The 16,242-nt window shown below is 70.6% G+C and carries 12 protein-coding genes; 3 read left to right on the top strand and 9 right to left on the bottom strand.

Going from position 1 to position 16,242, the window contains the following annotated elements; translation table 11 throughout:
* Nucleotides 1-2: 2 nt before the first annotated feature.
* Complete coding sequence (locus ACFWNN_RS38220; RefSeq protein ID WP_382444845.1) at nucleotides 3-596, top strand: bifunctional 4-hydroxy-2-oxoglutarate aldolase/2-dehydro-3-deoxy-phosphogluconate aldolase; 594 nt, start codon at nucleotides 3-5, stop codon at nucleotides 594-596.
* Here the strand turns inward: ACFWNN_RS38220 and ACFWNN_RS38215 are convergent.
* Genes ACFWNN_RS38215 through ACFWNN_RS38200 form a run of 4 tightly spaced genes read right to left on the bottom strand, consistent with a single transcriptional unit; the run spans nucleotide 583 to nucleotide 5,465 of the window.
* The gene (locus ACFWNN_RS38215) at nucleotides 583-2,544 is read right to left on the bottom strand and encodes an alpha-galactosidase (protein WP_382444844.1); all 1,962 of its coding nucleotides are present in this window, start codon (nucleotides 2,542-2,544) and stop codon (nucleotides 583-585) included. The genes ACFWNN_RS38220 and ACFWNN_RS38215 overlap by 14 nt on opposite strands.
* The gene (locus ACFWNN_RS38210; protein ID WP_382444843.1) at nucleotides 2,541-3,365 is read right to left on the bottom strand and encodes a carbohydrate ABC transporter permease; all 825 of its coding nucleotides are present in this window, start codon (nucleotides 3,363-3,365) and stop codon (nucleotides 2,541-2,543) included. Before ACFWNN_RS38210 ends, ACFWNN_RS38215 begins: the two co-directional genes overlap by 4 nt.
* Nucleotides 3,365-4,201, bottom strand: coding sequence for a carbohydrate ABC transporter permease (locus tag ACFWNN_RS38205; protein ID WP_382444842.1), 837 nt, complete (start codon nucleotides 4,199-4,201; stop codon nucleotides 3,365-3,367). Before ACFWNN_RS38205 ends, ACFWNN_RS38210 begins: the two co-directional genes overlap by 1 nt.
* Nucleotide 4,202: 1 nt before the next feature.
* Nucleotides 4,203-5,465 (bottom strand): ABC transporter substrate-binding protein, encoded by a 1,263-nt coding sequence (locus ACFWNN_RS38200; protein WP_382444841.1) that lies wholly within the window; start codon nucleotides 5,463-5,465, stop codon nucleotides 4,203-4,205.
* A gap of 77 nt (nucleotides 5,466-5,542) precedes the next feature.
* Between ACFWNN_RS38200 and ACFWNN_RS38195 the strand changes: the two genes are divergently transcribed.
* Together ACFWNN_RS38195 and sph are read left to right on the top strand one after the other, a co-directional pair.
* Entirely contained in the window at nucleotides 5,543-6,232 is a 690-nt protein-coding gene (locus tag ACFWNN_RS38195) for a FadR/GntR family transcriptional regulator (RefSeq protein ID WP_382444840.1), read from the top strand.
* A 77-nt stretch (nucleotides 6,233-6,309) separates the two neighbouring features.
* Nucleotides 6,310-7,230 (top strand): sphingomyelin phosphodiesterase, encoded by a 921-nt coding sequence (gene sph, locus ACFWNN_RS38190; RefSeq protein WP_382444839.1) that lies wholly within the window; start codon nucleotides 6,310-6,312, stop codon nucleotides 7,228-7,230.
* Here the strand turns inward: sph and ACFWNN_RS38185 are convergent.
* From ACFWNN_RS38185 to ACFWNN_RS38165, 5 genes are read right to left on the bottom strand one after another with little or no spacing between them, the layout of a single operon-like run.
* On the bottom strand, nucleotides 7,223-7,525 hold the full coding sequence (locus ACFWNN_RS38185; protein WP_382444838.1) for a DUF6968 family protein: 303 nt from the start codon (nucleotides 7,523-7,525) through the stop codon (nucleotides 7,223-7,225). The two genes, sph and ACFWNN_RS38185, sit on opposite strands and share 8 nt — an antisense overlap.
* Before the next feature lie 5 nt (nucleotides 7,526-7,530).
* Entirely contained in the window at nucleotides 7,531-10,011 is a 2,481-nt protein-coding gene (locus tag ACFWNN_RS38180) for a DUF6493 family protein (protein WP_382444837.1), read from the bottom strand.
* Nucleotides 10,008-12,470 carry a DUF6493 family protein gene (locus tag ACFWNN_RS38175; protein ID WP_382444836.1) on the bottom strand — a complete coding sequence of 821 codons (2,463 nt, stop codon included), beginning with the start codon at nucleotides 12,468-12,470 and terminating at the stop codon, nucleotides 10,008-10,010. Before ACFWNN_RS38175 ends, ACFWNN_RS38180 begins: the two co-directional genes overlap by 4 nt.
* Nucleotides 12,467-14,875, bottom strand: a complete 2,409-nt coding sequence (locus ACFWNN_RS38170; RefSeq protein WP_382444835.1) for a DUF6493 family protein — start codon at nucleotides 14,873-14,875, stop codon at nucleotides 12,467-12,469. Before ACFWNN_RS38170 ends, ACFWNN_RS38175 begins: the two co-directional genes overlap by 4 nt.
* On the bottom strand, nucleotides 14,872-16,152 hold the full coding sequence (locus ACFWNN_RS38165; protein WP_382444834.1) for an SWIM zinc finger family protein: 1,281 nt from the start codon (nucleotides 16,150-16,152) through the stop codon (nucleotides 14,872-14,874). The genes ACFWNN_RS38170 and ACFWNN_RS38165 overlap by 4 nt, the downstream gene beginning before the upstream one ends.
* Nucleotides 16,153-16,242: the final 90 nt, after the last annotated feature.

Genomic DNA, 16,242 nt, shown 5'->3' with positions numbered 1-16,242 from the left:
CCGTGAGCTACCGCTACGAGATCACCCAGGCAGTCGTGCGGCAGGGCATCATCGCGATCATTCGCACCGCCGACACCTCTTCCGCTGTTCAGGCCGCCGTTCCGTTGCTGGACGCGGGCATCACGTCCCTCGAACTGCCGCTGACGAACCCCGGCGCGCTGGAGGCGATCCGGCAGCTGCGGACCGACTACCCGGACGCCACCATCGGCGCCGGGTCCGTGCTCGACGAGGCGTCCGCCGTCGCCGCCGTCCGGGCCGGCGCCCAGTTCCTGGTGGCGCCCAACCTCGACGCCGCCGTGATCCGCGCCGGACACCGCTACGGCGCCGCGGTGCTGCCCGGCGCCGGCAGCGTCTCCGAGGTCGTGCAGGCACTCGAAGCCGGCGCGGACGCGGTGAAGGTCTTCCCCGCGCCCACCCCGCAGTGGGTCAAGGACGTGCTGGCCGTGCTGCCGTACGCGCCGCTCGTGCCCACCGGCGGCGTCGCCCCGGCCGACGTGCCGGACTGGCTCGCCGCCGGAGCCGTGGCGTGCGGGGTCGGGTCGGCCCTCGCCCGCACGCCCATCGAGGAGATCAAGGCCCTGATCAGGCAGGCCTGAGCACCACCACGTCGGCGTCGTGCGCCGCGGTCCAGTCGAACGGGACGCCGACGTGGGTCAGGTGGGCCGCCGAGTAGACCTGGCCGCGTTCGTCCACGTAGGACTCGGCAGTCAGGTCGCGCAGCCTCACCCGCGGCGACTGGCCGGGCACCATCGGCACCCCGGTCAGCGACCCCGTGTTCCACGCCAGCACGACGATCCGGTCGTCCGAGCTGTACTGCACGGCGTCGCCCAGCAACCGCACCTCACCGCCGTGCACGACCTCCCGGATGTCCTTGTACCGGGCGATCAGCGAGGCGGCCTCCGCACGTTCTTCGAGAGACCAGTCCCGCACGTCCGCGCCGATGCCGAGCACACCGGCCATGGCGAGCACGAACCGGAACTTCAGCGAACGCGGGCGCGCGTCGAAGAAGCCCGGCGCATCGGTCACCCACGACGACATCAGGTGCGGCGCGTGCATGTGCAGGAACCCGTGCTGGATCTTCAACCGGTCGAGCGGCGCCGTGTTGTCGCTGGGCCACACGACGTCGACCATGCCGGTCGTGGCGAGATCCGTCCGGCCGCCACCGCCCGCACAGCCCTCGACCAGCACGTGCGGGTGCTTTTCCCGCAGGTGCTCCAGCACCCGCCAGTAGTTGCGGACGTGCGCGTTGTCGAGCTCGCCGGACCGTTCCGTGGCAGGCCGGTTCATGTCCCACTTGAGGTAGCTGATCCGGTGCTCGGTGAGCAGTCTGTCCAATGTGGAGATCACGAACTCGTAGACCTCAGGCAGTCCCAGGTTGAGCAGCATCTGGTTGCGGATGAGCGTGGGCTCGCGACCGTCCATCCTGTACACCCAGTCCGGGTGCTCGGCGTAGAGCTGCGACTTCGGGCTCACCGACTCGGGTTCGACCCACAGCCCGAACTCCAGGCCGGTCGCCCGGACCTCCTCGACGAACGCCCCGAAGTCCGGCGACTCCGGGTACCAGTCGCCGAGGCCGCCGGTGTCGTCGTGCCGACCCACGAACCAGCCGTCGTCGACCACGAACAGCTCGACGCCCAGCTCCGCGGCGATCCGCGCCAGCTCCAGCTGCTTGGGCAGGTCGACGTCGAACCCCGTGGCCTCCCAGGAGTTGTAGAGGACGGGCTTGCGGGCGGGCCGCGACCGCAGCCGGTCGTAGGCGTGCCAGACGCGGGACAGATCGTCCGTCGAGTACGCCAGCGCCAGCTCGGGCGTCACGAACGTCTCCCCCGGCCCGACCACGACCGGGCCGAGCATCCCGGCACGCACGCGCGTGAGCCCGGAAGGCTCGACCTCGGCCGTGATCTCCCAGGACCCGGACCACGCCAGCGAGACACCCCACGTGTCGTCCACGGACAACCAGGGCGCGTAGTTGTGCCCGGGAACGCCGTAGGAGCTGCCGATTCGGAACCCGCCGGCAGGCAGGGAAACGTGGTCCAGCTGGAACTCGCGAGCCCACTCGCCGTGCAGGAACGACAGCGTCGGTTCCCCCACGGGCAGGCACACACCCACCGAGCCGATCTTGGCGAGACGCAAGGACTCGTCCCGCAGGTTGGTGACCTCCACCCACCGCGACAGCACGTCCACGGTCAGCTCGGGCCGGTAGCAGAGCACGACGCGCAGGCCGGCGACCTCGTCGGCGAACGCGAGCCGCAGCACGCCGCCGTCCTCCGACGAGCCCTCGAACGTCAGCCACGAGTCACCGTCGATCTCCAGGTCGGCGCCGGTGAACGGCCGTTCGCCGCGCGGCGCGTACTCGATCGGCGCCGCGTCGGCCTCGGTGATGAAGTGGATGTCGCCGCGGTTGGCGTAGGCGGACGGCCCCACCTCGACGCCGTGCGGCCCCCACGCCACCAGCTCGGCCCAGCGGCCGCCCGGCTCGACGGCCACCGTGTAGGACGTGGTGGCCATCCGCAGCGTCCATTGCTTCTGGGTCCACTGGGTCATTTCACCGCTCCCACCGCGAGTCCGGAGATGAAGTGCCGCTGGAACCGCAGGAACACCGCCACGGTCGGGATCGCCGCGATCACCGACCCGGCCGCGATCACGTTCCAGTTGGAGACGTACTGACCCTGCAACGCGAGCAGCGCCGGGGTCACCGGCATCACGGCCGAGGACCGCAGCACGGTGATCGCCCACAGCAGGTCGTTGAAGATCCAGGTGAACGCCAGCGCCGCGAGAGCCGCCAGCGCGGGCCTGGTCATGGGAAGCACGATCCGCCAGAAGATCTGCACGGGACCGGCGCCGTCGATGGTGGCGGCCTCCTGCACCTCGTTCGGCATCGCGCGCATGAAGCCCTGCAACACGAACGTGTAGAAGCCGAGCCCGAACCCGACCTGCACCACGATCAACGCGAACAGCGTGTCGTAGATGCCGAGCACCTCGGTCAGCTTCGACACCGGCACCAGCAGGATCTGCGGCGGCAGCAGGTTGCCCGCGAGCATCAGCAGGATGATCGTGCGCCGGCCGGGGATCGCGAACCGGCTGAGCGCGTACGCGGCCGCCGAGGCCAGCGCGAGCGAGAGGAACACCGTCGGGATCGTCACGATGACGCTGTTCCACATCGCGCCCGCGCCGCCGTTCGTCCACGCGTCGGTGAACCCGGCGAACGTGAACGACTGCGGCACCGACGCGAGGCCGTTGGCGGCGATGTCGTCGAAGCTGCGGACGGCGGTGACCAGCACGGCCAGGATCGGCAGCAGCCAGAGCACCGAGATCGTGCCCGCCACGGCATGGAACACCCGGCCAGAAGAAGTGCGGCTCGACATCAGTTCTCCCGGAATGCGCGGACGAGGTAGGTCACGATCACGCCGAACGCCAGCACGAAGATGACCACGGCGAGCGCCGAGGCGTAGCCGAGCTTGAGCGACTGGAACGCGGTCGAGTACATGTACGTGCTGAGCAGCTCGGACGAGTGGTAGGGGCCGCCGCGCGTCATCGACCACACCACGTCGAACGACCGCAGCGAGTCGATCACGATCACCGACAGCACCACCGAGTTGACGCTCGACAGCTGCGGCCAGGTGATGTGCCGGAACTTCTGCCACGCCGTGGCACCGTCCAAAGTGGCCGCTTCGTACAGGCCGGGGTCGATCCCCTTGAGGCCCGCCAGGTACAGCACCATGACGTACCCGACCTGCCGCCACAGCGCCGGCACGAGGACCGCGTAGATCGCCGTGTCCGGGTCGGCCAGCGGCGAGGAGTCGAAGATCCCACCCGGCTGGTAGAGCACCTGCCAGATCAACGACGTGGCCACCAGCGAGAACACGACGGGGATGAACAGCGCGGCGCGGTAGATCCCGACGCCACGGCGTTCCTTCTGCAGCAGCACGGCCATCCCGAGGCCGCCGACCGCGGACAGGCCGCCGAAGAGCACGAGCCAGATCGCGGTGTTCGTGACGGCGGTGTGGAAGACCGGGTCGTCGATCATCCTGGCGTAGTTGTCGAGCCCGACGAACTGGGGCGGCGAGACGCCGTCCCAGTTCGTCAGCGCGAGCCAGAAGCCCTGGATCGCGGGCCAGAAGACCCAGAACCCCTCCACCAGCAACGGGATGAGCACGAACAGCAGCAGGATCGGAGGGACCCTGGTGAAACTCCTGGTCATGTCAGCTCGACCACACCTGCTCGGCGGCCTTCTGCCACGTCGTCAGGATGGAGTCCAGCTGGTCGGGCTGCTGGAGGAACTTGACCAGCGCCGCGTCCGCGGTGGGCTGCAGGGCGTCGCTGGAGTCGCGGTTGAAGAACTGGGTGATCTCCGCGGCCTCCTTGAGGTGCTGGCGGCCCTTCGTGACGAGCGGCGTGCCGGAGTCCTTGGCGTTCGGGTGCGTCGGCAGCACGGTGCCGGACGAGGCCTTGATGTAAACCTCCTGCCCCTCGGCCGTCGCCGCGTACGTCAGGAACTCCTTGAGCTCCTTGACGTGCGGGGACTTGGCGCTCGCGAAGAACCCGTCGGTCGGGCCCTCCTCCGCCAGCGGCACGTTCGGGTCGATGATCGGGAACCGGAAGAAGTCGATGTCGTCGATCGCGTCCTTCGGGGCCGCGTCGGCGAAGAACGCGCCGGTGAGCAGCATGCCCGTGCGGCCCTGCAGCATCGCCGTGGTGGCGTCCTGGAAGCCGATCGCCGTGCCGTTGGGGTCGGTGTAGGGCAGCACCTCACGCCACGGCGTGAAGATCGCCTTGACCTTCGGGTCGTCGAACTTCTGCTTGCCCGCCAACAGTTCGCGGTGGAACGGCGCGCCGTTGATGCGGATGTTGAAGTAGTCGAACCAGCTCGACGCGGTCCACGGCGAGTCGGAGCCCGCGCCCATGCCGAGCGGGATCACGCCCTTGCCCTGGAGGACCTTGCAGAGGTCGACGAACTCGGTCCACGTCTTCGGCGGGGTGACGCCCCACTTCGCGAAGTTGGACTTGCGGTAGAAGAAGCCCCACCAGTAGTACGTCGTCGGCACGAACACCTTGCCGCTCAACGTCTTGAACGACTGGGGGTAGTCGCCCATGGTCTGCCAGACGTCGCTGACGTCGAGCAGCAGCCCCTTCTCCTCGTAGCCCTTGAGCAGCGCTCCGGGGTACCAGGTGTAGAGGTCGGGCGGGTTGGCCGAGGTGAGGTAGCTCGGCAGCTGGGTCCGGAAGGTCTCGGAGGCCACGGTGTTGACCGAGGCCTGCGCGCCCTTCTTGTCGTTGAACGCCTTCACCAGTGCGTCGATCGCCGCTTTGGCAGCGGGCGCCGAGAGGTTCGACTGGATCGTGGCCGTGCCCGCGGCCTGGGTGACCGGGCCGGAGGACGCCGAGGTGGCGCAGGAAGCCGTGCCGCTGACCAGCAACCCGGCTCCCGCGGCGGCGGTGACGCGGAGGAAGTGACGCCTGTCCATGGCGGACAGATTGCGCGCAGGTCATGATCATGTCAAGAATAATTCATAATTTATGATGTGCCGTATGCTCTGACCTCATGAGCGAGAAGCGGCTTCGGGGCGTGCACGGCCAGACCGTCGAGGCGCTGGCGGGCCGGATCCTCGCCGGCGAGATCGGCGAGGGCGACACCCTCGACCTCCCGGCGTTGCGCGAGGAACTCGACGTGTCGCTGACCGCGCTGCGCGAGGCTCTGAAGGTCCTGTCCGCCAAGGGCATGATCGACGCCAGGCAGAAGCGCGGCACCTTCGTGCAGCCGCGGTCGTCGTGGAACCTCCTCGACACCGACGTGATGCGCTGGCAGACCCAGGCGAGCAACACCGACCACGGCCTGTTCGACGAACTGACCGAGATGCGCGTGATCGTCGAGCCCGCCGCAGCCCGTCTGGCCGCCGAACGGGCCTCGGACGCCGACATCGACGCGCTGGCCGGCGCACTCGACCGGATGGCGTCGGCCCGCGACCTCGCCGCGACCGTTCGGGCGGACCTGGAGTTCCACCGGCTGCTCATGGCGGCCACGCACAACGCGTTCCTGACCCAGGTCGAGCGGATCATCGCGATCGGCCTCGCCGAACGGGACAAGCTCGTGCACGGAACGGTCGAGGACGACCCGGTGCCGTCGCACCGCGCCGTGCTGGACGCGATTCGCGAACGCTCGCCGGAGGCCGCCTACGAGGCGATGCGCGCGCTGGTCGACAAGTCGGGCGCAGACCTCGACCGCCTGCGCTGACTCTTAATCGATACGACACCATCGAGTACCGGTAAGACGGTTGTGAAAGACATTCACGTCCGTCAGCATCGGGCCTCATGCGCCTGATCACGCTCGCCGTCGCCGTCGTGCTCGCGATCTCGGCCGCACCCGCGGTCGCGGCACCCGGTCTGAAGATCGCCACCTACAACGTGTTCATGCTGTCGCGGAACCTCTACCCGAATTGGGGACAGGTCGCCCGCGCCGACCTCGTCGACAGCACCGGCGTGCTCGACGGGCAGGACGTCGTCGTGGTGCAGGAGGCGTTCGACAACGCCGCCTCCGACCGGTTGCTCGCGAACCTGCGCGACACCTACCCGCACCAGACGCCCGTGCTGGGCCGCTCCAAGGCGGGCTGGGACGTGACGTCCGGTGCCTACCGCGACTCGACGCCGGAGGACGGCGGGGTGGCGGTGCTGAGCCGGTGGCCGATCACCACCCGCGTGCAGCACGTCTACCGCGACGCCTGTGGCGCGGACTGGTTCTCCAACAAGGGGTTCGCCTACGTGCGCATTGAGGCCCCGTCCGGCCCGGTGCACGTCATCGGGACGCACATGCAGGCCGAGGACTCGACGTGCACGAGTGCGCCGGAGGGGTACCGGGTCAAGCAGCGGGCCGAGATCAGGGCGTTCCTCACCGCGCGGAACATCCCCACGACCGAACCGGTGTACGTGGCCGGCGACATGAACGTGATCAAGGCCGGCGCCGAGTTCCCGAAGATGGTGTCGGAGCTCGGGGCGCGGACGCCGGAGGTGGGCGGCCACCCGTTCTCGTGGGACTGCGCGGACAACAGCGTCTGCCGCGACCAGTACGGGCCGGAGTACGCCTCGGAGCACCTCGACTACGTGCTGACGATCCAGGGGCCGTTGCTGCGCAACGAGACCCGGCGGGTGAAGAGTCCTGAGTGGTCGATCTGGTCGTGGGGGCGCAAGTACACCTTCAACGACTTCTCCGACCACTACCCCGTGTTCGCTAGCTGAGCACCGGGGCCACGGTCAGGCCGAACTCGCGCATGCCCATCCAGTCCACGGTGGCGCCGGTCTCGGCCAGCTTGATCCGGACGGCGTAGATGCTCAGCAGCAACGCCTGGAGCGAGTCCACTCCGTACGCGGCGTCCACCGCCTCGTCACCGATCTGATGTGGACACTCCCAGTCACCGTTGGTGCTCAACGGATCGGGGCGCGGGGTGCCGAAGCGGATCACCACCTCGAACGGTGATCCGTCGGCTGCCTCGCCCTCGATCGTCCGGGTAGCGATCACGGTGCCCAAGTCCATGCGACTCAGCCTAGTGCGACCACCAGCCTCTTCGCCTGGATCACGGCCTTGCCGGTGCCCCTGCGGGCGGCGACCTCGGCCAGTCCGTCGAGCGCGCCGGTCCTGCCGAGCTGCTGGGCGAGTTCGACGGCGAGCTCGATCAGGTCCGCGATCCTGGTGTGGGACCACGACTTCGGCAACGCGGCCGCGAGCGCGTCCCAGATCTGCCCCGCCGCACCGGAACGGGCGGCGTCGCGCAGGCACGGGGCGAGGCGGTTCATCGCGAGCTCGCCTCGGGCCAGGAGTTCGCCGATCAGGTCGCCGAGCGTGCCGCCGTCCAGGTCGTCGCGGGCCGCGAGGGTCAGCAGGGCGTCGACGGCGTGGGCGCGGCCCACCGTCTCGGCGGAGCCCAGTCCGTACGCGAGGGCGAGGTGGGTGGCGACGCCGGCCGGGCCGTCCGTTTCGGCCAGTGCGGGCAGGACCGGGCCGAGGTCGTCCTCCTCCCGGCCGTTCGCGAGGAGCGGCACCAGGTAGGCGGCGACGGTCTCGCGTTCGGTGGGGAGGGTGGCGGGCCAGGACGTCAGCATCGCGCCCTCGTTGCTGAAGACGCGCCAGTAGCGTTCCGGATCGGGCAGGCCGGGGGTGAGCGTCACGAGCAGCTTCCACTCCAGGGTCTGCTCGGTGACGTTCCAGTGCTGCGTCTCGCGGGTGCGTTCGACGACCTCGGGCACCGGCTCGGCGCGGTCGGTCAGCCACTCGCGGAGCATCGCGCCCGAGGTGCTCGTGAGCGAGGCGAAGTCCTCCGGGCGGGTGTCGCGCGGCAGGCGGTGGCAGGCCTGCCGGAGGTCGCGCGGCCACGGTTCCCAGCCCTCCCCCTCGGCCTTGGCCAGGCGTTCGAGCAACGTGGGGGCGTCGAGCAGGCCGGACGTCGTGACCGGCGTCGAGACCAGCGCGGGGCGGGGTGACTTGACCAGGCCCTTCGCGATCTCGTGCAGGCGTTCGGAGATCAGCACGGTGAGCGGGACGCCCGGCTCGTCGCGCTCGAACCTCGTGTGCGCCGCCTCGACCTGGCCGATCGGGGTCAGCGGCTCGGCCGGAGCGCCGATGATCGAGACGAGCACCGCCCAGCAGTCGCCCCGGCCACGAGCGGGGTTCGTCTCGTAGGCGTTGCTCCGGCGGGCGTTGGGGTACTTGTCGTAGATCGGCGTGAAGGCCTGCGCGACCGCGTCCCTGTCCTGCCAGGAGAAGCGGACGACGGCCTCGATGATCCGTTCCGCGGTGACGGCGTCGGGGTCGGTGGCGTTGCGACCGAACAACGCCCTGGCCTCGCGGGCCAGTTCATCCAGGGTGGCGATCGGGTCCGGCCACGGGGCCGGCGTGAACCCGGCCAGTGCGACGGCCTCCTCCGCGACCACCTCGACGCCGAGCCGCGCGGCCAGATCGGCGGGCAGCTGCTCGGCCAGTGCCGCGACGGCGTTCCGGGTCTCGTCGCTGACCTGTGTCCTGGCGATGAGGTCGACCGCCTGGCCGCGCAGGTCGTCCGATTCGTGCGCGAAGAGCTCCGCGGCGGTCAGCACGACCTCGTCCGGACGCGCCTTCGCGTGGTTCGCGAGCCACGCCAGCTGAGCCCGCACGAGCTTCTTCTCGGTGCGGCCGAACACCCACCGGCTCGCCTCGGTCAGCAGCCCGAAGTCGAGCCTGCCCGCGTCGTCCACGCGCTTCAGCTGGTCCTGCGCGGCGGTGGCGACGGTCGAGCGCGAGTCGGGCAACATCGCCACGTAGTCGCGGACGTGCGCGGCGGCCTCGTCCGCGGTGACCCCGATGGCCCGGTGCAGCTCCAGGAACCCGGACATCTCGGCTTGGCCGCCACCCTGCTGAAGACGCGCCAGACAGCCGTCGATCAGCCGACCGCGGTCCATGGTCGCGCACAGGAACGCCTGCACCTGCCGCGCGTCGCCGACGTACGAGCCCGCACCGGGAACCTCCAGCAGGCGCGGGAGGATCACCTCGAACCCAGGCCGCCACCGCTTGTGCCCGTTGTACGCCAGGAAGTGCAACAGAAAGCCGTCGCCGTCGGGCGGTGCGTCCCCGCAGAACTCCACCACCACGCGCATCAGGTCGTGCCGGGAGAGCTCCTTCGTCGGCATCTTCGCGGCGAGCCGCGTGACCAGGTCCGGCAGCCACGGCAGAGCACGCTGCCGCAGCACGTCCAGCAGCACCGTGGCCGCGTCGTCCTGGCTGTCGTGCTCGGCCCAGTGGTGCGACCAGATCGCGTGCCGCACCAGCCACGGCCCGAGCGTCGCGGCGCTCTGCAACACCCCGGCGCCCGCGATCGCCAGCGGCTCCCGGTGCTGCCGAGGCAGGTCACCCGCTCGTAGTTTCTTCTCGTACGCCACCAGCTCAGGTGCGAGCGCCTTGCGTTCGGCGGGCGTGAGAGCGTTCAACACCTCGCCGAGCGCGGCGTGCGCGTGCGCCTCGATCAGCTCCTGGACCTTCGCGAAACTCATGACTCCCCCAGCGCCCTCGCCAGGCGTCTGGCCTGCACGACGGTCTTGCTCGAACCCTTGCGCGCGGCCACCTCCGCGAGCCCCTCGATCCTGCCACCCGGCTGGAGCCCCTGGGCGAGTTCGACAGCCAGTTCGACGACGTCCGCGACCCGGTTGTGCGCCCACACCTTCGGCAGCGCGACCACGAGCAGATCCCAGATCTGGGCCGCCGCGCCGGACCGCGCGACGTCCCGCAGGCCGGGCACGACGCGGCTCAGCGACACGCCACCCCGTTCGACCAGCGTGCCCAGGACCTCGCCCAGTGCCGTGCCGTCGAGCTGGCCGCGGGCCGCGAGGACCAGCAGGGCGTCCACCGAGTGGGCACGGGCGACCGCCGCCTCCGCGCCGAGTCCGTACGCCAACGCCAGGTGCGTGGCGGGGCCGATCGGGCCGTGCGTCTCCACGAGCAACGGCAGCAACGGGCCGTCGTCGCCCTTCGACTCGCAGCGGACCGCGAGTTGCGGAACGAGGTGGGCGGCGACGACCTCACGGTGCCGCGGCAGTACTCCGGGCCAGCACGCGGCCATGACCTCCCACTCGTTGTAGCCGTACCAGAACCGCTCCGGGTCGGTCAGCTCCGGGAGCGTCGCCAGCGTCCGCGTGCCCTGGCGCGGCGGGGCGATGTAGCCGTACGGCTTGGCGCGGGTGCGGACGACCAGTTCGGCCACCGGGTCGTAGACGTCGGCGAGCCACTCGCGCAGCCACACTCCCGTGGTGCCGCCCAGCGAGGCGAAGTACTCGGGAGCGGTGTCGCGGGGCAGGCGGCGGCAGGCCTGCTGGAGGTCGCCCGGCCACGGTTCCCAGCCCTCCGCCTCGGCCTTCGCGAGCCGTTCCAGCAGGATCGCCGGATCGAGCTGCCAGGACAGGTCGGTCGGGGTCGACACCAGCAACGGGCGCGGCGACCGGACGAGTCCCCTGGCGATCTCGCGCAGCCTCTTGGCGAGGTGCCGGGCCGGGCTCTCCGGGCCGGTGCGGCCGAGCACGGCGTTCTGGTCGAACGACTCCGCCGGGGCGGACACGGCGGCGATGATCGCGAAGAACGTCGAGCGAGCATCGGGTGCCGGCCGGTCGAGGTACACCTGCAGGTCGAGACGGTTCCTGATCCAGGAGTACTGGTCGAGGATCGGCTCGACCGCCCGCGCGGCCGCTTCCCTGTCCTGCCAGGCGAACCGGACCACGGCCTCGACGATCCGCTCCACGGCGACCGGGTCGAGATAAGCGGTGGAACGCCCCAACAGCGCCCGCACCTCGCCGGTCAGCTCGTCGAGGGTGGCGATCGGGCCGGGCCACGGGCCGGCCGTGTGCGCGGCGAGCGCGAAGACCTCGTCCGCCTCCGTCTCGACGCCGAGCTGGGCGGCGAGGTCGGGCGGCAGCTGTTCGGCGAGCGTCAGCAGTTCGGCACGGGTCGCGGCACTGACGTTCGTCTTCACGATCAGCTTCACGGCCTGGCCGCGCAGGTCGTCCGACTCGTGCGCGAACAACTCGGCGGCGGCCAGCGCCACACCGTCCGGAGTGGACTTGGCGTGCTTGCCCAGCCAGGTGAGCTGGGCGCGGATCAGCTTCTTGTCGCTGCGGCCGAACACCCACCGGCTCGCGTCGGCGAGCAGCTCGAAGTCGAGCCCGCCCGCCTCGTCGGCCCGCTTCAGCTCCTGCTGCGCGAGGGTGGCGACGGTGGTGCGCGAGTCGGGCAGCATCGCGACGTAGTCCCGTGCGTGCTCGGTGACCTCGTCCACGGTCACCTGGAGAACCTCGTGCAGGGCAAGGAAACCCTCCATCTCCCTGGCCCTGCCGCCCTGCTGGAGCCGGGCGAGCACGCCGTCGAGCAGGACGGTCCGGTCCGCCCGGTCGCGCAGGAACAACCGCCACTCCCGCATGATCACGAAGATCGCGCCGCTGCCGACGACCTCCAGCATCCGCGGGATCAGCACGTCGAACGAGGAACTCCAGCGCGTGTGGCCACCGAACTCCAGGAAGTGCAGCAGGAACCCGTCGGTGTCCGGCGGGGTGTCGCCGCAGAACTCCAGCACGAGCCGCAGCAGGTCCGGTCGCCGCCGCCGATCGGGGTTGGGCGTCCTGGCGGCGACCCGCGTGACGAGGTCCGGCATCCAGGTGAGGTCCCGGTGCCGCAGCACGTCGAGCGCCACCGGGATGCCGCTGTCCTCCCGCGCGCGATTCCACCAGATCTGGTACCGCACGAGCCACGGCGCGAGCGTGGACGCGTTCGGCAGCAACCCGCAGCCCGCGATGTGCAGCGCCGCGTGGTGCTGCCAGGCCTGACGGGACGCGCGGTGCTGCTTCCCGTACGCCACGAGGTCTTTCGCGCACGCCTTGCGCTCGTCCGGCGTCAGCGACTTCAGCACCTCGCCGAGCGCCAGCAGCTGGTCGGACTCGATCAGCGCCTGGATCCTGCCGAACGTCACGCCTGCTCCCCCAACGCACTCACCAGTCGTCGTGCCTGCACGACCGCCTTGCTGGAACCCTTGCGCGCGGCCACCTCCGCCAGCCCTTCGACGTCACCGCCGGGCTTGAGCTGCTGAGCGAGCTCGACGGCGAGTTCGACGACGTCCGCAACCCTGTTGTGGGACCAGAGGCGTGGGAGCAACGCGGCGAGCGCGGCCCAGATCTGCCGTGCCGCACCGGAACGGGCCGCGTCCCGCAGGCCGGGCAGCACGCGGTTCAGCACGACGTCACCGCGTTCCAGCACCTGGCCTACGAGATCACCGAGCAACGCTCCGTCGAGCTGGTCGCGGGCGGCGAGGATCAGCATCGCGTCGACCGCGTACGCGCGGTTGAGCGTCAGCTCGGCGCCCAGGCCGTAGGTCAGGGCGAGGTGCGTCGCCGGACCTGCGGGGCCGTGGGACTCCGCGAGCATCGGCAGGAGCGGGCCGTCGCCGCCCTTGGTCGCCGTGCGCGCGCGGAGATGCGGGACGAGGTGTGCGGCGATGACGTCTCGTTGCGTCGGCAGGAGCGACGGCCACCACTCCATCATCGGGCCGCTCTCGTCCCAGTGGCGCAGCTGGTTCTCCGGCTCCTCCAGGCCCGGCGTGACCGTCGCGTACAGGCCGGTGTCCTTGATCTCGTAGCCCCTGTAGGAGAACGTCCGCTCCGCCAGCGCGATCACGGCCTCGGTCTCGAACGACGGCAGCCGTTCGAGCGCCAGCGCCAGGTCCCGCGGCCACGGCTGCCAGCCCTCGGCCTGCGCGCGGGCGAGCCTCTGCTCCAGCACGGCCGGGTCGATCAGGCCGGACGCCTCGGTCGGCGTCGACACCAGCGCGGGCTTCGGGAGGTAGGTGAGTCCCTTCGCGATCTCGTGCAGCCGCCGGGCGAGCCGGTCGGCGATCTCGCCGTTGCCCTCCTGCGTCGTGCGCCAGTTGCGAGCGAGGTCGATGGTCTCGCTCACGGGCTTCTTGAGCGTCTTCGGCTTCGCCCGCGCGGCCAGGACGATCTCGATGAACTCCGACTTCGCGTTGCGCGCGCCGTCGTCGTTCCAGCCGGGGTGCTGCTCGCGGTAGCCGAGCCAGGCGTGCTTGTCGAACACCGGCTGGAGGGCGCGGGCGAGCGCTTCCCTGTCCTGCCAGGCGAAGCGGACGATCGCCTCGACGATCCGTTCCGCTGTGGACGGTTCGAGGCGATCGCTGCGGACCGCGGCCATCAGCTCACCGGTCAGCTCGTCCAGGGTGGCGATCAGTGCGGGGAACGGCCGGGGCTCGAACGCGGCCGGCACGGTCGTGGAGTCCTGCTCGGCGGTGACCCCGAGCTCCCGCGCCAGGTCGTCCGGCAACTGCGCGGCCAGCGCGCGCACCGACGCCTGCGTCTCGTCCCGGGCGTTCCCGAGGTGCTTCACGATCAGCTTCACGGCCTGGCCGCGCAGGTCAGCGGACTCGTGCGCGAACAACTCCGCGAGCGTCAGCACCACCTCGTCCGGACGGGCCTTGGCGTGCTTGCCGAGCCAGGTGAGCTGGGCGCGGACGAGCTTCTTCTCCGTGCGGCCGAAGACCCAGCGGCTCGCGTCGAGCAGCAGGTCGAAGTCCAGGTCCTCCACCGACTTCAGCCGCTCCTGCGCGAGTCCGGCGACCGTCGACCGCGAGTCCGGGAGCATCGCGAGGTAGTCGCGCGCGTGAGCGCTGGTCTCGTCCTGGGTCACCTTCAACGCCGTGTGCAGGCCGAGGAAGCCGTCCATCTCGCTCGCCGTGCCGCCCTGCTGCAACCGGGCGAGGCACACGTCGAGCAGGGCCTGCCGGTCGGCCCTGCGCACCAGCAGCTCGATCCACCCGCGCCGTTCGGAACCGAGGACCACCCCCGCTCCGACTGCCTCCATCGTGCGCGGGATCAGCCGGTCGTAGGCGGGCCTCCAGTTCTCCGTGCCGGAGTCCATGAGGTGCAACAGGAATCCGTCGGTCTCGGGCAGTTCGCCGCCGCAGAACTCGACGATCACCCAGGTGAGGTCCTGCCGCCACCGTTCCCGCGCCGACATCTTGGCGGCGAGCTTCGCGACCAGGTCCGGCATCGTGGGCAGGTCGCGGTGGCGCAGCACGCCGAGCAGCGTGCGGACGCCGGGATCTCGGTCAGCCTGGTAGCGAGCCCAGATCGTGTAGCGGAGCAGCCACGGCGCGAGCGCGGTGGCGCTGGGCAGCAGCCCGGCGCCGGCGATGGCGAGCGTCTCGCTGTCGTCCCAGCGCCGGTCGCCCCTGCGGTGCTCCTTCTCGTACGCGACGAGCTCCTTCGCGTACGCCTTGCGCTCGTCGTCGGTGAGGCCGATCAACACCTCGCCGAGCGCGACCGGTTCCTCGGACTCGATCAGCGCCTGGATCTTCGCGAAGCTCACGCTCTGCTCCTGACGATGTCCGCCGCCAGCACGTGCTTGCACTTGCCTCGGCCGCCGCGGTACTCGGCCCACCACTGGCAGGTGCAGGCGTCACCGTTGACGCGGTACGAGCCGACGACGGCGGTGTCGCCGTCCCAGCTGACCGCGTTCTGGTCGACGAGCGCCCGCGCGTTGCGCAGCCTGGGGTTCATGGCCTGGATGTCGACGCCGCCGTAGGGCAGTTCGCGGTGGAAGTACGAGGCTTCGGCGAGGTCGTAGCCCACCCGCCCGGACGTGCCGAGCTGCGCCAGCGCGTCCTTCACCCGTGCCGGGGTGAGACCGGACCGGTCGGCGAGGTCGGCCACGTCCACGCGGGGCTCGAAGTCGAGCAGCGCGCCGACGAGTTCGGCGTCGGTGTCGGCGTCGCCGGCGGCAAGCCCGTCGAGGACCGCGCCCTCCCCGGACAGGCCGCGGGTCACCTCGGGCGACAGGACCAGCGTCAGGCGCTGCGAGCCGAGGTCGACCTCCCAGCCGCTCGCGACGGGCTTGCCGTCGGTGGGCGGGCCGTAGAGCCGCACGGCCTTCGCGAAGCGCAGCAACGGGATCAGCGTCTCCAGCCGGTTCGGGCCGGCGAGGCACACGGCGTTCGCGGACGCGGTTCCGCTGAGCCGCAACGACTTCCCGGACGGCACCGCCCAGACCGCGGCACGGCCCTTGGGCAACGTCTTGAGGAACCGCTGCGCGTCCATCGGTGACAGCTCGGCGCGCAGGTCGAACTTCGACGTCAGCACCTGGGTCTCGGCGAACCCGCGCAGCCAGCGCGGCGGCAGCGGCACCTTCTTCTCCACGACCGCGCCGTCGAGCGTGCCGACCTCGACCTGGTCGGGGCCGACGGTGAGGTGCAGCGGATCGCCCTTCGTCACGCGGGCGAGCGCGCGCCGCAGCGGCTCGTTGACGTCGACGTTCGTGGTGCCCCGGTCGTGGACCTCGCCGTCGAGGGCGTCCCCGAGGACGTCCAGGCGCGCGTAGACACCGCAGCAGCCGGAGAACGACTCGAACCGCAGCCGGTCGCCGTTGCACGTCACGACGGGGTCGCGCAGGCGTTCGGTGGTCGGCTGGAAGTACCGGGTGCCCGCGATCTTCGCGATGGCGAGCAACGCCGTGGCCGCCTGCTGCGAGTCACCGAGGAACCCGGTGAAGAACCGCGGGTTCGGCGCGCGGCCGCCGGAGGTCTGGAGGCCCAGGGCACGGCGCTGCTCGTCCAGCCGGGAGTCGGCGACGTACGCGTACGAGTGCATCGCGCCACTCTAGAGAACAGGTGTTCGACGCCGGGCGCGTTTGATCAACCTGATCGGAATATCGTTTGCGGGCCCGGTCGAGCGGGATCA

This window comes from Lentzea sp. NPDC058450, from assembly GCF_042721395.1.
Lineage (GTDB): Bacteria > Actinomycetota > Actinomycetes > Mycobacteriales > Pseudonocardiaceae > Lentzea.
The sequence above is the reverse complement of the archived record's forward strand: the minus strand, read 5'-3'. Positions and strand labels throughout refer to the sequence as shown.

Excerpts from the sequence above, each read along its gene's own strand:
- ACFWNN_RS38180 (WP_382444837.1), bottom strand. The coding sequence starts at position 10,011 with ATGAGTTTCGCGAAGGTCCAGGAGCTGATCGAGGCGCACGCGCACGCC.
- ACFWNN_RS38205 (WP_382444842.1), bottom strand. The coding sequence starts at position 4,201 with ATGACCAGGAGTTTCACCAGGGTCCCTCCGATCCTGCTGCTGTTCGTG.
- ACFWNN_RS38165 (WP_382444834.1), bottom strand. The coding sequence starts at position 16,152 with ATGCACTCGTACGCGTACGTCGCCGACTCCCGGCTGGACGAGCAGCGC.
- ACFWNN_RS38185 (WP_382444838.1), bottom strand. The coding sequence starts at position 7,525 with ATGGACTTGGGCACCGTGATCGCTACCCGGACGATCGAGGGCGAGGCA.
- ACFWNN_RS38200 (WP_382444841.1), bottom strand. The coding sequence starts at position 5,465 with ATGGACAGGCGTCACTTCCTCCGCGTCACCGCCGCCGCGGGAGCCGGG.
- ACFWNN_RS38195 (WP_382444840.1), top strand. The coding sequence starts at position 5,543 with ATGAGCGAGAAGCGGCTTCGGGGCGTGCACGGCCAGACCGTCGAGGCG.
- ACFWNN_RS38210 (WP_382444843.1), bottom strand. The coding sequence starts at position 3,365 with ATGTCGAGCCGCACTTCTTCTGGCCGGGTGTTCCATGCCGTGGCGGGC.
- ACFWNN_RS38215 (WP_382444844.1), bottom strand. The coding sequence starts at position 2,544 with ATGACCCAGTGGACCCAGAAGCAATGGACGCTGCGGATGGCCACCACG.
- sph (WP_382444839.1), top strand. The coding sequence starts at position 6,310 with ATGCGCCTGATCACGCTCGCCGTCGCCGTCGTGCTCGCGATCTCGGCC.